The sequence below is a fragment of the Allorhizobium sp. DMC15 genome (assembly GCF_056314065.1).
On record NZ_JBQUZB010000004.1, the window covers coordinates 485,077 to 501,312 of the forward strand.

The 16,236-nt window shown below is 63.1% G+C and carries 12 protein-coding genes; 7 read left to right on the forward strand and 5 right to left on the reverse strand.

All coding sequences use genetic code 11. The features are described from left to right. Window positions 1–10: 10 nt before the first annotated feature. The 3 genes from ACT53S_RS19920 to ACT53S_RS19930 form a co-directional block, all read right to left on the reverse strand. Window positions 11–1,510 (reverse strand): glycosyltransferase, encoded by a 1,500-nt coding sequence (locus tag ACT53S_RS19920; protein WP_113378276.1) that lies wholly within the window; start codon window positions 1,508–1,510, stop codon window positions 11–13. Further along, on the reverse strand, window positions 1,494–2,804 hold the full coding sequence (locus ACT53S_RS19925; RefSeq protein WP_476068242.1) for a nucleotide sugar dehydrogenase: 1,311 nt from the start codon (window positions 2,802–2,804) through the stop codon (window positions 1,494–1,496). Before ACT53S_RS19925 ends, ACT53S_RS19920 begins: the two co-directional genes overlap by 17 nt. 234 nt (window positions 2,805–3,038) lie before the next feature. Then, the gene (locus ACT53S_RS19930; RefSeq protein ID WP_113378278.1) at window positions 3,039–3,737 is read right to left on the reverse strand and encodes a Crp/Fnr family transcriptional regulator; all 699 of its coding nucleotides are present in this window, start codon (window positions 3,735–3,737) and stop codon (window positions 3,039–3,041) included. A 393-nt stretch (window positions 3,738–4,130) separates the two neighbouring features. Here ACT53S_RS19930 and ACT53S_RS19935 point away from each other — a divergent pair, with 393 nt between their 5' ends. The 7 genes from ACT53S_RS19935 to ACT53S_RS19965 all read left to right on the forward strand — a co-directional run bounded on the left by ACT53S_RS19935 (window position 4,131) and on the right by ACT53S_RS19965 (window position 13,508). Then, window positions 4,131–5,438: an AGE family epimerase/isomerase gene (locus ACT53S_RS19935; RefSeq protein ID WP_142071463.1), complete on the forward strand. Its 1,308-nt coding sequence runs from the start codon at window positions 4,131–4,133 to the stop codon at window positions 5,436–5,438. Then, window positions 5,438–6,970 carry a phosphomannomutase gene (locus tag ACT53S_RS19940; RefSeq protein ID WP_476068243.1) on the forward strand — a complete coding sequence of 511 codons (1,533 nt, stop codon included), beginning with the start codon at window positions 5,438–5,440 and terminating at the stop codon, window positions 6,968–6,970. The genes ACT53S_RS19935 and ACT53S_RS19940 overlap by 1 nt, the downstream gene beginning before the upstream one ends. A 44-nt stretch (window positions 6,971–7,014) precedes the next feature. Continuing rightward, window positions 7,015–7,476, forward strand: coding sequence for a Ros/MucR family transcriptional regulator (locus ACT53S_RS19945; protein ID WP_113378281.1), 462 nt, complete (start codon window positions 7,015–7,017; stop codon window positions 7,474–7,476). Further along, window positions 7,473–9,335 carry a type I secretion system permease/ATPase gene (locus tag ACT53S_RS19950; RefSeq protein WP_476068244.1) on the forward strand — a complete coding sequence of 621 codons (1,863 nt, stop codon included), beginning with the start codon at window positions 7,473–7,475 and terminating at the stop codon, window positions 9,333–9,335. The genes ACT53S_RS19945 and ACT53S_RS19950 overlap by 4 nt, the downstream gene beginning before the upstream one ends. After that, window positions 9,332–10,627: an HlyD family type I secretion periplasmic adaptor subunit gene (locus ACT53S_RS19955; protein ID WP_476068245.1), complete on the forward strand. Its 1,296-nt coding sequence runs from the start codon at window positions 9,332–9,334 to the stop codon at window positions 10,625–10,627. Before ACT53S_RS19950 ends, ACT53S_RS19955 begins: the two co-directional genes overlap by 4 nt. Window positions 10,628–11,170: 543 nt before the next feature. Further along, complete coding sequence (locus ACT53S_RS19960) at window positions 11,171–11,620, forward strand: hypothetical protein (protein ID WP_113378284.1); 450 nt, start codon at window positions 11,171–11,173, stop codon at window positions 11,618–11,620. A gap of 193 nt (window positions 11,621–11,813) precedes the next feature. Beyond that, window positions 11,814–13,508, forward strand: coding sequence for an AMP-binding protein (locus tag ACT53S_RS19965; protein ID WP_476068246.1), 1,695 nt, complete (start codon window positions 11,814–11,816; stop codon window positions 13,506–13,508). A 41-nt stretch (window positions 13,509–13,549) separates the two neighbouring features. Here the strand turns inward: ACT53S_RS19965 and ACT53S_RS19970 are convergent, their stop codons facing one another. Continuing rightward, entirely contained in the window at window positions 13,550–14,821 is a 1,272-nt protein-coding gene (locus ACT53S_RS19970; protein WP_142071449.1) for a GNAT family N-acetyltransferase, read from the reverse strand. Further along, complete coding sequence (locus ACT53S_RS19975) at window positions 14,818–16,212, reverse strand: lipopolysaccharide biosynthesis protein (RefSeq protein ID WP_476068247.1); 1,395 nt, start codon at window positions 16,210–16,212, stop codon at window positions 14,818–14,820. Before ACT53S_RS19975 ends, ACT53S_RS19970 begins: the two co-directional genes overlap by 4 nt. Between the last annotated feature and the right edge of the window lie 24 nt (window positions 16,213–16,236).

Here is a 16,236-nt window from a genome sequence, read left to right on the forward strand (position 1 = left end):
CGGTTCGTGTTCAAAGACGGGGAATGGATGTGATGCCGATCATCAAGCTGCAGGCAGTGATCAGAGCGAGGATGCTGACCGACTGGTAGAGCTTGGATTCATATTTCCGATAGGTCGCGAGCCAGTTCCGATCTGCCTTGGCGAGCGTGGTGTTCTGGCGGGTCCACTTCTGGCGATCCAGATGGAAGAAGACGAAGACCTTCATCGCCGATCCGAAGATCTGGTTGAAATAGAGCAGCAGCGGCGCGACGATCGAGATCTGCCGTCTCGCCGTCAGGAGCGACAGCGTGATCGCGTAGCGGGAGGCCAGAATCCAGACGGCATAGACGAGGATGGTGAAGGGCGAGACCAGGAGCGTGGCCAGGATGGCGCTCGTGACGCCCACCAGACAGGTCCACATCGACATGCGCTGATCGAGGATTGCCCACCAGACGAAATATCCGATCCGGCGCGGGCCGAGCGCCAGCGCCCGCCGGTTTGTGCGCAGCATGTTGCCGTACCAGCGGACCATGAGCATGGCGGCGGAGCTGAAGAAGCTTTTGGCCGGCGGATCCTCGATGGTCTTCACCATCACGTCGGGGAGATAGAGCATCTGATAGCCGTTGCGCAGCAACCAGAACCAGCTCGACTTGTCGTCTCCGGTCAGAAACTTGAATCGACCCAGCCTCGGATGATCGATGTAGTCGACCTCGACCTGGGCGACGAAATCGGGGTTGCAGATGATCGAGGCCCGGAACATCGACATGCGGCCGGTCAGCGTCAGAACACGGCGCGAGAGGCCCATCGATGACATCAGGATGTGACGCTGGGCGAAGCGCAGTGCCCACCATTGCTGGAAGATCCATTTGCCGTTCACTTCGGCAATTTCGTCCGTGGTCAGCGCACCGACATTCGGATCGTGGAAGAAGGGCGCGCATTGTTCGACGAGATCTTCCGGAACGATGCTGTCGCCGTCGATTACGGCCACCATGGCATCCGGGGCAGGGAAGAGGCGGGCAATGGCGCGAAAGCCCGAGGCAAGCGCATCACGCTTGCCGCTGCCATCGATCCGCACGATGACGAGATCGACCGGATCTGAGTCCGCCACCATCATGGCATAGAGCTTCTTGATGATGCGCTGGTCAGAGAGATCGACGATCGACGCCACCACGGTTGCCGGACCGGGCGCTTTCAGTGCCGCGGCGAAGGCCGCGCGGTAGACTTCGATCGTCGTTTCCGTGGGAATGCGGAAGCTGGTGACGAGGAAGTAGGAGGCGAAGCCCTCCCGCTTCCTGGCCATGGCCTCGCGCTTCATGCGCGGATAGACGTAAGCGCGGTAGAGGGTGCCCCGCAGGAAGTGCAGGATGCCCCAGCCATAGCGCCAGGCGCCAATCAGGCCGATGGCCAGACCGGTCTTGCTGTCGATGATGGCATAGGCCTGGCTGGGCAGCGATGTCGCTGCCACAGCTATCCCCAGGACCATCAGGACATGCGCGGCCGGGCTGTAGGTGAAGTCACCAGCAGATGCCATGATAATTGCCTTCGCTGCGCAGCGTTTTGTCGACGCGAACCAGGTCAATGATGTGGGTCTCGGGTTTGACCCGCTTCAGCGACCCGTTCATTTCGGCCCGGTTGCCGACGACGATGACGTCCGAGTCCGAGAGGACGGATTCGATGTCTTCGTTGAGCAGTTCAGCCAGATGCGGCAGGCGGGCACTGACGAAGCTCGCATTGGCACCGGTGAGCCGGTTCATGCGGATGTTCGGATCGAAGATCTTGATCTGGTAACCGCGGCCATAGAGGCGTTCGGCGAGCTCGACGAGCGGGCTTTCGCGCAGGTCGTCGGTATCCGGCTTGAAGCTCAAACCGACGATGCCGACCTTGCGGCTGCCCTGGTTGGCGATCAGGCTATAGGCGCGGTTGATCTGCACTTCGTTGGCCGAGAGCGTCGCCTCGAGCAGCGGGGCCGGCGTTCCCTGGCGGCGTGACATGCTGATCAGCGCGCGCAGGTCCTTGGGCAGGCAGGAGCCGCCGAAGGCGAAGCCGGGGGTCAGATAGGCCTTGGAGATGTTCAGCCGATCGTCCGCGCAGAGAATGTCGAGGGCGACGTGGCTGTCGATGCCGGCCTTGCTGAGGATGTTGCCGATCTCGTTGGAGAAGCTGATCTTGAGCGCGTGCCAGGCATTGTTGGTGTATTTGATGCCTTCCGCCGTCTTGATGTCGACGACAAATTTCGGGCGGGTGATCGGCGCGTGGATCGATTCCAGGCGGTCGAGGGTGAATTTGTCGGAGGCGCCGAAGACGATGACGCCCGGATCGTAATAGTCCTTGATCGCCGTGCTTTCGCGCAGGAATTCCGGCAGATAGGCGATGCCGAAATCCTCGGAGGCCTTCATCCCGGAGGCCGCCTCCAGCGCCGGGACCACGACGCTCTCCGTGGTGCCCGGCAAACAGGTCGAACGGACGACGACGGAGTGGAAGGTGTTCTTCAGCTTCAGCGCTGCACCGATGTCCTCGGCGACGCGCTTGAGATATTCCGTGTTGAGGCTGCCGTCCGGCAGGGAGGGCGTACCCACACAGATGAGAGACAGGTCCGTCGCGGCGATCGCGGCCGCGGCATCGTGGGTGGCGGTGAGCCGGCCCGAGGCGACGCCGTCGCGAATTATGTCCTCAAGTCCGGGCTCGATGATCGGGGACTTGCCGGCCATCAGAGGGCCGATCTTGTTGGGATCGGGGTCGACCGCCGTGACGTGGTGGCCTTCCTTTACGAGGCATGCGGCTGATACTGCGCCGACATAGCCGGCACCGAATACACTGATCTTCATGTTCAGCTCCTTTGTATAGAGCCTCACTGAAACAAATAAAATCGGCCACTACATCAACATTGGTTAACTAAAACGGAATTAAAATGTGAATTTTTCAAATAAAAAATGCGGCAGACGGAACCTTGAATTCTGTCTGCCGCCGGGGCGGATTCTTCAGATTTTTGATGCTCATACAAACGGTCGGAGGATCTGCGCAGCACGTTGCCGAAGCAAGTTTTGATGCCGGTTGCGCTGTCAGGCAGCGACGATCAGATCTTCCCCGAGTTTTTCCAGCATGGAGATGCTGTTCACCAGAATGCCGCCGCGACTGGTGGCGACGATGCCCCGCTTGCCCATGTCGCCGATGATGCGGTTGAAGTGAATATGGGTGACGCCGATCGCGTCGGCGAGCAGTGACTGGGTCACGGGAATGAAGACGGGCCCCGCCTGGCCAGCCGACACCGACAGACGCAGCGACAATTCCTTGAGCAGCATGATGACGCGGGTTCTGGCGTCGCCGCGTCCCAGACTGGTGATGTGGTTGCGCATGATGGCGTTCTGCTCTTCCGCCAGGGTCCAAAGCGCCTGGTTGAGGCCGACCACGCTGTTGCTGAGCCCGATCAGGCTTTCACAGTCGAAGCGGTCGATGCGAACGGGGGTGACGGCGGCGATGCCGTGATCAATCACCGTCGGATAGATATGCGGATTGCAGATGTCTCCGGCGGTCAGGAACATGATGACCTGACGGCTGCCGTCGGGCAGCAGGCGGTAGCGCATCGCCAGGCCGTGCCCGATCGTGAGAACGTGGCGGACGGTTGTGCCCGCACCGAGAATTTCGCTGCCTTTTTCCAGGCAGGTCGACCGGAAGCCGACGGAATCGAGCACAGGACTTGCCCGCCCCGACGACGGCAGGAGCTGGCCCACGCGCCGCATGAAAGGTGATACATGATGCATTTTCCGACGTCCCCAACGCCAACATGTCAGACTGAAAATGACTGCACTTCTCACTATGGCCGCGCGCCGCTGATCTCGACACACGGAAAAGCCCAGGCACAAGACGCACTCAATCAAGAGACGCCTCTGTCCTGTCCTCTCGAATGTTTCCCCTGAGTTTGTTTTAGCGTTCTCCGATCGCTGGACCAGAGTCGCGCTTTATATTGCGATAAGTAAGTACGTTTCAGGCATCTGCACTGCTAATGACTGGATGATACAAAATCTGAGCATATGAACAAGTGTGTAAATAGATTTTTTAGGAATTGTTTTTTGGGTTTGATTAACCCATGTAAACGACGACCCGATTAATTCATTGGTAACGATAAGCTCCTTCCGAATGGGTGGAGTGAGAGCATGCGCACAAATGCAGTCTCGAATAGATTCAATCTTGGTTCTGATAGCAATTTTACACTGACACTCGAAGACGCCGGCCTGCAGTTTCGGCGTATGCTCTTCGAAGACATACTCCCCCTGTGGTCCACTGTCGGCATCGATCGCATTCGAGGCGGGTTCTGCGAAAGCATTTCCCGCGAGGGGCGCATACCGAGTTCCGCGCGGCGGGTCCGGGTGACGGCGCGTCAGGTCTACAGCTTCTGCGAGGCGGCACGGCTCGGCTGGAACAAGACGGCAGCGGCCGCCTGTCTTCGGCACGGCTACCGCTTCCTCTTGAATTACAGCGCCCCGGATGGGTTGTTGTTTCATGGACTGAGCGACGACGACACTCTGGTCGACCAGGATCATCACCTCTACGATCAGGCTTTCCTGCTGTTCGCCTATGCGCATTCCTTCGCGCATCTGCAGGATGAAGACTACCGGCGGCGGGCGATGCTGACCTTGGCGAGCCTGCGCGAGCGGCTCGGTCACGAAGCGGGCGGTTTCAAGGACCATACGTCTGCGCCTTATCCTTTGCGGTCGAACCCGCACATGCATCTGCTCGAGGCGGCGCTCGCCTGGATGGCCGTCGATGCCAATCCGGTGTGGCGGATGCTGGCAGACGAAATCGTGGCGCTGTTCAAGAGCCGTTTCTACGATCCGGAACATGGGGTCGTGCGCGAGTACTTCACCGCAGACTGGGACGCGATCGACGAGGATGGCCGTTCGCGGATCGAGCCGGGGCATAATTTCGAATGGGCCTGGCTCCTGATCCGATGGTCGCAGGCGACCGGCGGCAAGATCGGCGACCGGGCAGAGCGGATGATCGCCTTTGCCGAGCAGCACGGGGTCGATCCGGGACGCAGGGTGGCCGTGAACGAGGTCTGGTCGGACGGTCTGATCGCCGATGGCTCGGCGCGGCTTTGGCCGCAGACCGAACGGTTGAAGGCCTGGCTTGCGCTTGCCGAAATCCGCGAGGGCGAGGACCGGTGGCTCGCCGAGCAGAATGCGCTGGAGGCCTGCCATGGGTTGCTCGCCTATCTGGATGTCGATCAGCGCGGCACCTGGCACGACGTGATGCTTGAGGACGGGAGTTTCAAGGCGGGGCCCGCTCCGGCCAGTTCGCTCTATCACATCATCTGTGCCCTTGGTGAACTCGCGCGCTACCTGCAGCGGCAATCGGGCATGGGCGTACTGGATCGTCATCTGGGAGAAGGCCTGGACCGCGGTCTCGACCGGGGTGACGTGCAGCCGCAGATGCCTGCGGGCGTCGTGATGGGGATGTCGTGATGGACGCCGTTTCCTCCCTTTCTCATTCCTCTGTGCCGCCTTCTTCCCCGGTCAGCGAAACGCGTGCGACGGTTCTTCCCGAGGGGCTGAAATTCGGTACGTCCGGCCTTCGGGGGCTGGTGACGGAACTGGTCGGGCTGCCGTCGCGCGCCTATGCGCTCGGGTTTGTTCGTCATGCGCTGTCGCTTGCGCCGCGGACCCGGGAGGTGCTGGTCGGGCGTGATCTCCGGTCCAGCAGTCCGGCCATCGCGCAGGACTGCCGTGTCGCGATCCGGCAGGCGGGGCTGACGGCGGTGGACTGCGGTGCGGTGCCAACACCGGCGCTTGCGCTGGAAGCGATCCGACGCGGATGCCCGGCGATCATGGTCACCGGCAGCCACATTCCCGACGACCGGAACGGATTGAAATTCTATCTGCCGCAAGGCGAGATATCGAAGGTCGACGAGGCGGCGATCGCGGCGCAGGTGGCATCCCTTGACGATACGGTGCTGGAAAGTCTGGCCCGGGCTGCCGTCGCTGAGGACGTGCAGTGCTCTTCCGTCAATTCAGCCTATATCGGACGTTATGTCGACGTCTTCGGGTCCCAGAGCCTGAAGGGACGGCGCGTTGCCGTCTACCAGCACAGTTCGGTGGCGCGGGATCTGCTGGTCGAGCTGTTGCGGGCACTCGGCGCCGAAGTGGAGCCCGTGGGGCGGGCTGCACGTTTCATCCCCGTGGACACGGAGGCGCATGAGCCGGAGCTGGTGGCCTATATCGCCGAAGTGGCGATGGCCGGCCGGTTCGATGCCGTGGTCTCGACCGATGGTGATGCGGACAGGCCCCTCGTTGCGGACGAGACGGGGACAATCCTGCGGGGCGACGTTGCCGGACTGCTGGCGTCCAAGCTCCTGGGTTTCCAGACGATCATCACACCGGTGACCTCCGGCAGCGTCATCGAGCGTTGCGGGATCGCCGCTGAGGTGGTTCGCACCCGGGTCGGCTCGCCCTTTGTCATCGCGGCGATGGAGGCCGCGGCGCTGGCCGGCAAGACCGGCATCATCGGCTTCGAGGCCAATGGCGGCACCCTGCTTGGCTCAGACGGCATCTGGCAGGGGCGCACGCTGACGCGGCTGCCGACGCGCGATGCGGTTCTGCCGATTGTCGCCAGCCTGCTGCTTGTCGCGCAATCCGGACGGCCGCTGTCGGCGATCGTCGGCGATCTGCCGGTGGGGCACGCCCTGGCAGACCGGCTCAAGGATGTCGCCTCCGTACAGTCGCAGGATTTCCTCGGCCGTCTTTCGCAGGACGAGGGCTTCTCGCGCAGCTATTTCGATCCCGTCGGCGGCATGCGCTCGATCGACCGTCTGGACGGCTTGCGGTTCGAACTCAATGACGGCTCTGTCGTGCATTACCGAGCCTCCGGCAATGCTCCGGAATTGCGATGTTATGTGGAGGCCCAGACCAGGGAGCGCGCGTTTGAACTGCTCGCCTGGGGCCTCGAGGCCGCGCGTATCCAGCTCGACAGCAAGCGACACTTGCCCATTCAACGCTAATTCCGGGGCGGCAGAAATGCTGTGCGACAATGCAAAGAGATCCTATGCCGGAGGCGTTTCCTGAGGGAGGCTCCGACGATATTTCCCCGGAAAGTGCCGTAGCGCTGACCGTCAATCTGGTACGGGCCTATGTGTCCAATCATATCGTGCCCCCCACCCAACTGGCCAGCCTTCTGGAGCAGACGCACAGGACGGTGTTGAGCCTGGCAAATCTCAGGCCGGAGCCTCCCGAGGGCAGTGTGCCGTCCATTGCGCCGGGCGCGGAACGGCTGGTCTGCCTGGAATGCGGCAAGGCTTTTCGAGCGCTCAAACGGCATCTGTCCGCGCAACACCAACTGACACCGGAGGAGTATCGCATGCGGTGGAACCTGCCGCCGGATCATCCGGTCACGTCACCAGCCTATGCCGCCCAGCGCTCGACCATGGCCAAGGCGACGGGGCTCGGAAAACGGCAGCGGGGCCGCCCGCGAAAGAGTCGTGCGCAGGACGGGGAGGGACAGGCATGACCCGGTCCGTATCCTCAGATCTTTCGGCCTCCGCAGCCAACGGGCTGCAGCGACCCTGGCTGCGGGAAGCACTTTCCCGTTGCCGCAGCGCATTTGTCGGTGTGGCTCTGGTCAGTGCTCTGATCAATGTGCTCTTCCTCAGCGGCCCCCTCTTCATGCTGGAGGTCTATGACCGCGTGCTGCCGAGCCGCAGCGTGCCGACGCTGGTGTCACTGCTGGTGATCCTGATTGGCCTCTATGCCTGTCAGGGGCTGCTGGATCTGCTGCGGAACCGGATACTCTCGCGCGTCGGCGCCTATGTCGACAGCATGGCAAGCGAAGCCTGTTTCGCCATGACAGCCGCGCCGCCGTTCAAGGCGCGGACGAGTGCCGAAGGGTTGCAGCCGCTGCGCGACATGGACCAGATCCGTGCCTTCCTGGGCGGACCGGGACCGAGTGCGCTGTTCGACCTGCCCTGGATCCCGCTTTACATGCTGATTTGCTTTGCCTTTCATTTCTGGATTGGGATGGCGGCGCTCACGGGTGCGCTGGTTCTGCTCTGCCTGACGCTGGCGACGGACCTGTCATCGCGGCGGACCACGCTTGCGGCGACCGTGCTGTCGATGCAGAAATCCACCATGGCGGAGGCGACTTCGCGCAATGCCGAAGCCGTGCGGGTCCTGGGGATGCTGCCGCATCTGTCGTCCCGCTGGACGAGCCTCAACGGCGCTTTCGTCGATACGCAACTGTCGCTGAGCGATGTGGCGTCCGGGTTCGGCGCGATGTCGAAGGCGTTCCGGATGTTCCTGCAATCGGCGATCCTGGCGCTCAGCGCATTCCTGTTCATCAAGGGGGAAGTGAGCTCGGGCATGATCGTGGCCAGCGGCATTCTGGTGTCGCGGGCGCTCGCGCCGGTCGAACTGTCGATCGCCCATTGGCGGACCTTCATTGCGGCGAGCCAGAGCTGGCGGCGGTTGATCCGGACTTTCGGCGGGCAGGCGCCTGCCGAACGCCTCGCATTGCCGGCACCGGTTGCGCGGCTCGACGTCGAAAACCTGGCGGTGGCCGCGCCCGGCGGGAGCAGCCTGATCGTGCACAAAGCCGGCTTTAGCCTGCAGGCGGGGTCCGCGCTGGCGGTGGTCGGTCCGAGTGCTGCGGGCAAATCGACACTGGCCCGCGTCCTCGTCGGCGCCTGGCCAGCCACGCGTGGATCGATCCGGCTGGACGGGACGCTGCTTGAGCATTTCGATCCGCTGATGCTCTCCCGGCACATCGGGTACCTGCCCCAGGATCTCGAACTCTTGTCCGGCAGCGTCGCGGAGAATATCGCCCGTTTCGATCGCGCTGCCACCAGCGAGGGGATCCTTTCGGCGGCGCGGATGGCGGGTGTGCACGAGATGATCCTGCGGCTGCCCGACGGCTACGATACGCAGATCGGCGAGGGCGGCAACGTGCTGTCGACCGGTCAGCGACAGCGGATCGGGCTTGCGCGAGCGCTTTACGGCGATCCCTTCCTCGTCGTTCTGGATGAGCCGAACTCCAATCTCGACCAGGCGGGCGAGGCGGCGCTGACATCGGCCATTCGCAGCGTGCGTGCGCGGGGCGGGATCGCCATCGTCATCGCCCATCGGGCCAGTGCGCTCGATGCCTGCGACCAGGTCATGCTGGTGAGCGAGGGCCAGACGCAGATGCTGGAGCGCAAACGCGACCTGATCCGTCCGGTGCCGGCTTCGCCGCTTGCGCCGGCCGTTGGGACGGGCATCGCGGAGCCTCAGCGTGCCGGCCCCGAGCAGGATGAGGGGGCGTCCGGCGGGCTTGATCCCACCAGTCTTGGAGGCGGGGTGGGCGAACGGCTTCGCACGATGGGAGAACGGGCATGAATTCGGAACGCTCTCTCCTGCTCGCTCGCTCCATCCGGAGCAACCTGCTGGTCGCGACCGCCGCGCTCGCTTTGCTGACGACCGGGGGCGGGGTTGCGGCCACGGTTGAAATTTCCGGAGCGGTCATCGCCGGTGGGACGGTGGTGGTCAATTCGGAAGTGAAGAAGGTCCAGCATCCGGCCGGCGGCACGGTTGCGGAAATCCTGGTGTCGAACGGACAACGGGTGCGGGCCGGTGACGTCGTGGCCCGGCTCGATGCGACGGTGGCGAAGGCCAATCTGGCGATCGTCAGCAATTCGCTGGACGAACTGGTGGCCAAGCGGGCGCGGCTTCTTGCGGAACGGGACGGGCAGGCGACGATCGCCTTCGATAGCGAATTGCTGGCGCGGTCCAATGACGACGGCGTGGATCATATCCTCAACAATGAAACGCGGGCCTTCACCCTGCGCCGCGAGGCGCGAGAAGGCCAAAAGGCGCAGTTGCAGGAACGGATCGTCCAGCTTAGCGAGCAGGTGACCGGTCTCGAGGAGCAGGCCACGGCGATGGACGTGCAGGTCGATCTGGCACGCAAGGACCTCGCGCTCGCCCAGAAGATGTGGACGCAGAAGCTGGTGCAGTATTCCCGGCTTAACACAGCACAGCGGGAAAAGGCCGACCTTGATGGCGAACTGGCCGGAATTCGTGCAAGCATCGCCCAGGCCAAAGCCCGGATTTCGGAGACCAATCTCGAGATCTTCCAGATCGATCAGCAGCTTCGCGGCGATGTGGCCAAGGAGCTGAACGATGTCAATTCGTCGCTTTCAGAACTCAGGGAGCGCAAGGTTGCGGCAGAGGATCAATTGCGACGGCTGGATATCCGCGCGCCGCAGGACGGCACGATCCATCAGCTCAGCATCCACACGATCGGCGGGGTCATTCTCGCCCAGGAAACCCTGATGCTGATCGTGCCGCAATCCGATCTGCTGGTGGCCGATGTCCGGATCTCACCGCAGGATATCGACCAGGTGCATATGGGCCAAGGGGCCTTCCTGCGTTTCTCTGCCTTCAACCAGCGCCTGACGCCGGAGTTGCGGGGAACGGTCGAGCGGATCTCGCCAGACCTCGTCGTCGACCCGCAAAGCCGGACCGCCTATTACGAGGCGCGGCTGACGCTGGAACATGACGGCAAGGATCTGGCATTGAAGCCCGGCATGCCGGTCGAGGCCTTTCTGCGCACCACGGACCGGACGGTCGGGTCTTATCTGATCAAGCCGTTTACCGACTTTTTCTCGAAGGCTTTCCGGTCCGAATAGCAGGAACGGGGAGCGGCGAGAACGATGGTTTTCGTCGGGGCTCTAAAGACGCGTGACCGTCTGTCAGCTCGGGTCGGTGCCGGCCGCATCTGCGCGTATTCCGGTCTCGCCGTTCTCGCCTGCCATGCCTGGGCTTTCGCTTTGTGGTGCCAAAGGTCAGGGCCGCTGTTGCCACCGGGAACTGCACATCTCCTCAGGAATGGCTGCTGCGGCTCCTTACGGACCCTGCCGTGGGTGTCCGGAGCACCGTTGCACCGTTGGATCGACCTTGCTTCTCTGGATGTGGGGTGGTTCGACCCTCACCAGCGGCTGGCGATAGATCGATGTTGGCTCTATCGCATGGCGTCGCGACGTTTGCGCTTCGCGGGGTCCAAGGCGGGCGTGCAAGCCGCCGACGCTTTGCCGGCGTTGTGCTGCTGGTTGAAGGGCGGGGGGCAAGCTGCTAGAGACGACGTCGGACCTGCTCTGCAGTCTGGCTGTTCTGGCGGTTTGGGCTGATGACCCGAAGGTCCGCAATACAAGATTTCAACGGAAGGCATTGGCATGACGACGTCCGGCAAGAAGATCCATATCCGGCAGCCCGTTCTGCAGGTGAGCGTCGATGCGGGCCTGCTGCCGAAGTCGCCAGTGAAGACAGCAGCGACCTCGACGGCTGCAGCCGCGGATGGCAAGGCCCGCATCAACATCGTTGCGCCGATCGCGCCCAAGGCCGTGGCCTTGCGACAGACCCTGCGGCAACAGTCGGTCAAAGCCGCCATCGCCCGGGTCGATGCGGCCATTGAGGCGAATGCCGTCTCGCCGGCGGAGGCCAAGGCTCTGGTGCTGGCTTTGGCTGCGAAGAGCGTCGGACCCGGCGCGGCTGCCGAGAAGTGGTATCGCAGCCACCATCTGCCCGAGTTTAACGGTCGCACGCCGGCCCAGATGGTGCGTGCCGGAGCGCTCTCTGCACTCGTCGCGCATATGAAGGGTGAGGCTTCCAAGCCGAAGGGCTGAAGCATCGCGCCGGTGGAACAACGGGCCCCGAAGAGCGGTCCCTTCTGCGTGCGGCAGGGTGGGCTGCACGCTCATCCGGCAACCGAGATCCGGCACGGTGCCCGCATTTGGCGTTTACGCTGATGCGGGCTTTTTATTGTGCAAGTGCGAGATGAATGTTAGCACAGGGCATGAGGACACGGACCCCCTGGCCATGCTGCTGACACCTCGCGACACCTATGATGATCTCCGTCGCGACTTCCGCTGGGATATCCCCCCCGATTTCAATATCGGTCGGGTGGTGGCCGACGATTGGGCGGCGCGGGCGCCGGATCGGGTCTGCCTTGAACATTTCTCGCCGGACGGTCGCCATCTGGCCATGAGCTATGGCGCGCTTGCTGCGCAATCGTCGCGGTTCGCCCATGCGCTTTCCGGCCTTGGTGTCCGACGCGGTGATCGCGTGGCGCTGCTGCTGCCGCAATGCTTCGAAACGGTCATTGCCCATGTGGCGATCTACAAGATGGGAGCGATTGCCCTGCCGCTGGCCTTGCTGTTCGGGGAAGAGGCGCTCGAATACCGACTGAAGGATGCGGGTGCGTGCGTTGTCGTGACCAATGCTTTCGGTCTGTCGCGGCTTGCGCCGATCCGGAGCCGGCTTACGGCGCTCAGGGACATCGTGTCGATCGACGGGGCGGTCGATGGCGCGTCCGGTTTCGCCGAGATGATCGAAGGCCGGCCTTCGGTCTTCTCCGTCGCGGAAAGCGGGCCCGATGATCCGGCCTTGATGATCTATACTTCCGGTACCACCGGGCCGCCCAAAGGCGCGTTGCACGGACATCGGGTGCTGGCGGGCCATATTCCCGGTTTTCAGCTGGCACATGCATTCCTGCCGCAGCCCGGCGACAAGATCTGGACGCCGTCCGACTGGGCCTGGGCGGGAGGGCTTTTGAACGCGCTCCTGCCCGCCTTGATGCTGGGCGTGCCCGTTGTCTCGTCGCCAGCGCAAAAATTCGATCCGCATATGGCCTTTCGCATCATGGCGGAGATGAAGGTCAAGAACGCCTTCATTCCGCCGACGGCGCTGCGGCTCCTGAAGGCGGTCGACAATCCCAGGGCGCAATATGATCTCGTTCTGCGCAGCATCGGGTCGGCGGGGGAATCGCTGGGGCGTGAAACGTATGAATGGGTCAAATCGGCGCTCGGCCTCGTGCCTAACGAATTCTACGGACAGACCGAGTGCAATTTCGTGCTCTCCTCGGCAGCGCATCTCGGCGTGACGAAGGGTGGCTTCATCGGGAAGGCGGTGCCGGGCCATACGGTCGCGATCATCGACGACCAGGGCCGCGAGCTGCCTGCCGGTGAGACTGGGCAGGTCGCGATCCGGCGGCCCGATCCGGTGATGTTTCTCGGTTACTGGAACAATCCCGAGGCCACCGAAGGCAAATTCGTCGGCGACTGGATGAAGACCGGCGATCTGGGGAGGCAGGATGCCGAGGGCTATGTGCAGTTCTTCGGCCGCGATGACGATGTCATCACCTCATCGGGATACCGCATCGGGCCGGCGGAGATCGAGGACTGCCTGAACGGCCATCCCGCCGTGCGGCTTGCGGCTGTCATCGGCAAGCCGGATCCGCTGCGGACTGAGATCGTCAAGGCCTTCGTTGTTCTGCAGCCGGGTTTCCAGCCGAGCGACGAACTCGCTGCTGAGATCCGCGATTGGGTGAAACATCGCCTGTCGATGCACGAGTATCCACGGGAGATCGATTTTGTCGACGAGCTTCCGCTGACGACCAGCGGCAAAGTGATCCGGCGCTTCCTGCGGGATGGCGAGCTCATCCGGGCCTCTGCTGCGCCGGAGGGTGGTGCTGTCGATCCGGTCATTGCCGCAGCCGGCGCGCGCCGAGGCTGAAACGGCGCCATCCTCAGGCGGACGGCCGATTTATGAGCGCGTCATCCGCCGAAACGGCGGTTGAGGACCTTGTCGCGCAGGATGCGGGCGATGTTGCGGGTGTTGCGATACATGTGCAGCTGCGCGCCTACCTGACGGACGTCGCGGTCGGCATTGGAGCGCAGGCCGACAACCAGCGTCCCCATCGCTTCCCGCTCCTTCCAGAAACGGGCCATGATCGGGTGATCGGGCATGGCGCAGCTGTCCGTGCGCTGGATGTTGGCGTCGTCGAGATGCCATTCCGTCAAATCGGCCACGAGCAGCTTGCCTGGCGAGTAGCGGGCATAGGTTTCGTCGAAGGCGGTCTTCCAGGTATAGGCTTCGCCGGCCATGATGAAGACGACCATCGAGGCGATGGCGCGACCATCCAGATCGAGCGTGTGAATGCGAACCTGGTCGGCCTCGGCGAGATTGGTGATCGCCTCGCGTGCAAAGGCGGCGCGCAGGCGGTCGTTGACCATGGCCGAACGCTTGCGGCCCTTCCAGCCGCTCGCCTCCAGGGCCAGAAATTCCTCCATGCGCACGCGGATTTCGTCCGGCTGGCGGGCGACATTGTAGGTCACGGAGCCGAGCTCCGAGAGCAGGCGGAACTGTCTGCGCATTTCGCGCAGATGGTTCTTGTTGAGCGCGCCGCGCAGATAGGATTCGCCATCTTCCAGGCTTTCCAGCATGGGCCGCTCATAGGTGTTGGTGACGGTCAGCGGCAGATCGCGGCCGATGGCGACGGCGCGGGCGAGCTGGGAGAAGCGCCCTTCGAGCCTCAGATCCGGAAAGACGATGATGCCGGGCAGCTTGGCCTCGGGGCGGCCGATCGCGTCCAGAAGGTTGTCCAGCGTTTCGGCGGCGCCTTCTGCATCCACAAGCGGCGTGCCGAGCGGGCCGAAGGGGTTCGACCAGACCCGCATGATCGAGGGGCCGACGGAGAAGCCGGGTTTCTCGATCGAGTAAGGAAAGAGCATGCGCAGGCGCGAGCGACGTTCGTCCTCATCCCGGATGACGGCCAGCCGGATCTGGCGCTCTTCCAGACGCGGCATAGCTGGGGCGAGGAAGCGCGGCGCGAAGAAGACATTGGCCTCCATGACGCGGTAGGTGAGGTGCTCCAGTTCGTCCTGAAGGTCATAGCCCATCTGGCCAGGATAGATGCTGAGACGGCGGCCGGGGCGGCCGATCGCATATTCTGCCTCGGCGCCCTGGCGCATATCGCCACCGGTCAGACTGCCGATCAGGCGGTTTGCACCGCTGTTCATGCTCTCCGTATAGAGGCGGTCGGTCATGCTGTTTTCGCCTCCATTCTGCGCATCAGGGCGAGCGGATCGGCCAAGGCAAAGACGACGACGCCGAGCGCGCGGCGGACCGTCCAGTGGAGCAGCACGGCCTCGACAGCCATGGCACTGGCGGTCGCGATGGCGGCGCCGGCGAGGCCCAAATGCGGGATCAGCGATACGTTGAGGCCGATATTGGTGGCGAGCGCCAGGAAATAGACGCCGACGCAGAGCTTCTGCCGGCCGGCCATGGTCAGCAGCATTTCGGCAGGGCCCACCATGGCTTTCGCCATGTTGCCGGCAAAGAGGATGACCATCAACATGTAGCCTGCGGTGAAAGCCGGGCCGAACATGCCGAGCAGAAATTCTCCGAGCAGCAGAACAAGGGCACCGACGGCGAGCGAGGGCCAGAAGGTCCAGCGGGCGGCAGTCCCGGCAAAGGTGGCAAGACCTGTGCGATCCCCTTCGGCCATCAGGGCAGAAAAGCGCGGCGTGGCACCGGCCTTGACGGCGAAGAACACGAACTGCACCAGCGCCATAGTTTTGGCTGCGGCGAAATAGACGGCGACCTGATCGGGAGGAAGATAGAAGCCGACAACGATGACGTCGGAATTGGTGAGCAGGAAGCCGAAGCCCTCGATCAGGAAGATCGGGAAGGCAACCCGGAACCAGGCGAGGAAATCGATCTTGCGCGCACCCTTTTCGTAGCGCCGAACCAGGCGGCGATCGATGGTCAGGAACTGGCCGAGTGTGGTGACATAGGTGGCGGCCAAGGCGGCCTGCAGCGCTGTCGCGGCGGTTGCCGGTGCGCCGAGGCTGACGGCTGCCAGCATGAAGACGAGGATCAAAGTCGGGCGGATGATGTAGGTCGGGCTCATCGCGACGACCGGCCAGCGATTGGCGCGTGCGGTGCCGTCAAGAACGTCACCGAGCGCAATCATCGGCAAAGCAAAGAGAGCGAGGAAGAGAGGAACGAGGTAATAGGTCTCGATCTTGTCTTCGAAGAAATGGAGGGCGGCGACGCCGATCAGCACGAAGGCGCTGGCGCTCAGCATGGCGAAGACGCGGGCGGTCATGGTAAGGCCGCGGATTTCGTCCTCGGCCTTGTCGAGATCATATTGCGGCAGGAAGCGGATGAGGGCGGTGGGGAAGCCGAGGCAGGAAAAATTGCCGGCGAGCACCACGAGGACCCAGACGAAGACGAAGATGCCGTATTCGAATTCGCCCATCAGCCGCGCCTGGATGATCTGGGACACGAATGCGATCGCAGCGCTCAAAATCCGGATGGCGAAGGCGACCATGGCCATCAGCCTGGCGCGGGACTGGTCGTCTTCAGCACGGAGCACGCGGGCCAGAACCTGACCTGCGGGCAACCATTTCTCCGCTGCTTCCAGAACAGTCATCGTGACGAACGCAATACTTCTCAC

Bases quoted from the DNA above. Each gene is read 5' to 3' on its own strand.
- ACT53S_RS19940 (WP_476068243.1), top strand. From the start codon at position 5,438: ATGGACGCCGTTTCCTCCCTTTCTCATTCCTCTGTGCCGCCTTCTTCC.
- ACT53S_RS19935 (WP_142071463.1), top strand. From the start codon at position 4,131: ATGCGCACAAATGCAGTCTCGAATAGATTCAATCTTGGTTCTGATAGC.
- ACT53S_RS19975 (WP_476068247.1), bottom strand. From the start codon at position 16,212: ATGACTGTTCTGGAAGCAGCGGAGAAATGGTTGCCCGCAGGTCAGGTT.
- ACT53S_RS19955 (WP_476068245.1), top strand. From the start codon at position 9,332: ATGAATTCGGAACGCTCTCTCCTGCTCGCTCGCTCCATCCGGAGCAAC.
- ACT53S_RS19930 (WP_113378278.1), bottom strand. From the start codon at position 3,737: ATGCATCATGTATCACCTTTCATGCGGCGCGTGGGCCAGCTCCTGCCG.
- ACT53S_RS19925 (WP_476068242.1), bottom strand. From the start codon at position 2,804: ATGAAGATCAGTGTATTCGGTGCCGGCTATGTCGGCGCAGTATCAGCC.
- ACT53S_RS19920 (WP_113378276.1), bottom strand. From the start codon at position 1,510: ATGGCATCTGCTGGTGACTTCACCTACAGCCCGGCCGCGCATGTCCTG.
- ACT53S_RS19950 (WP_476068244.1), top strand. From the start codon at position 7,473: ATGACCCGGTCCGTATCCTCAGATCTTTCGGCCTCCGCAGCCAACGGG.
- ACT53S_RS19960 (WP_113378284.1), top strand. From the start codon at position 11,171: ATGACGACGTCCGGCAAGAAGATCCATATCCGGCAGCCCGTTCTGCAG.
- ACT53S_RS19965 (WP_476068246.1), top strand. From the start codon at position 11,814: ATGCTGCTGACACCTCGCGACACCTATGATGATCTCCGTCGCGACTTC.
- ACT53S_RS19945 (WP_113378281.1), top strand. From the start codon at position 7,015: ATGCCGGAGGCGTTTCCTGAGGGAGGCTCCGACGATATTTCCCCGGAA.
- ACT53S_RS19970 (WP_142071449.1), bottom strand. From the start codon at position 14,821: ATGACCGACCGCCTCTATACGGAGAGCATGAACAGCGGTGCAAACCGC.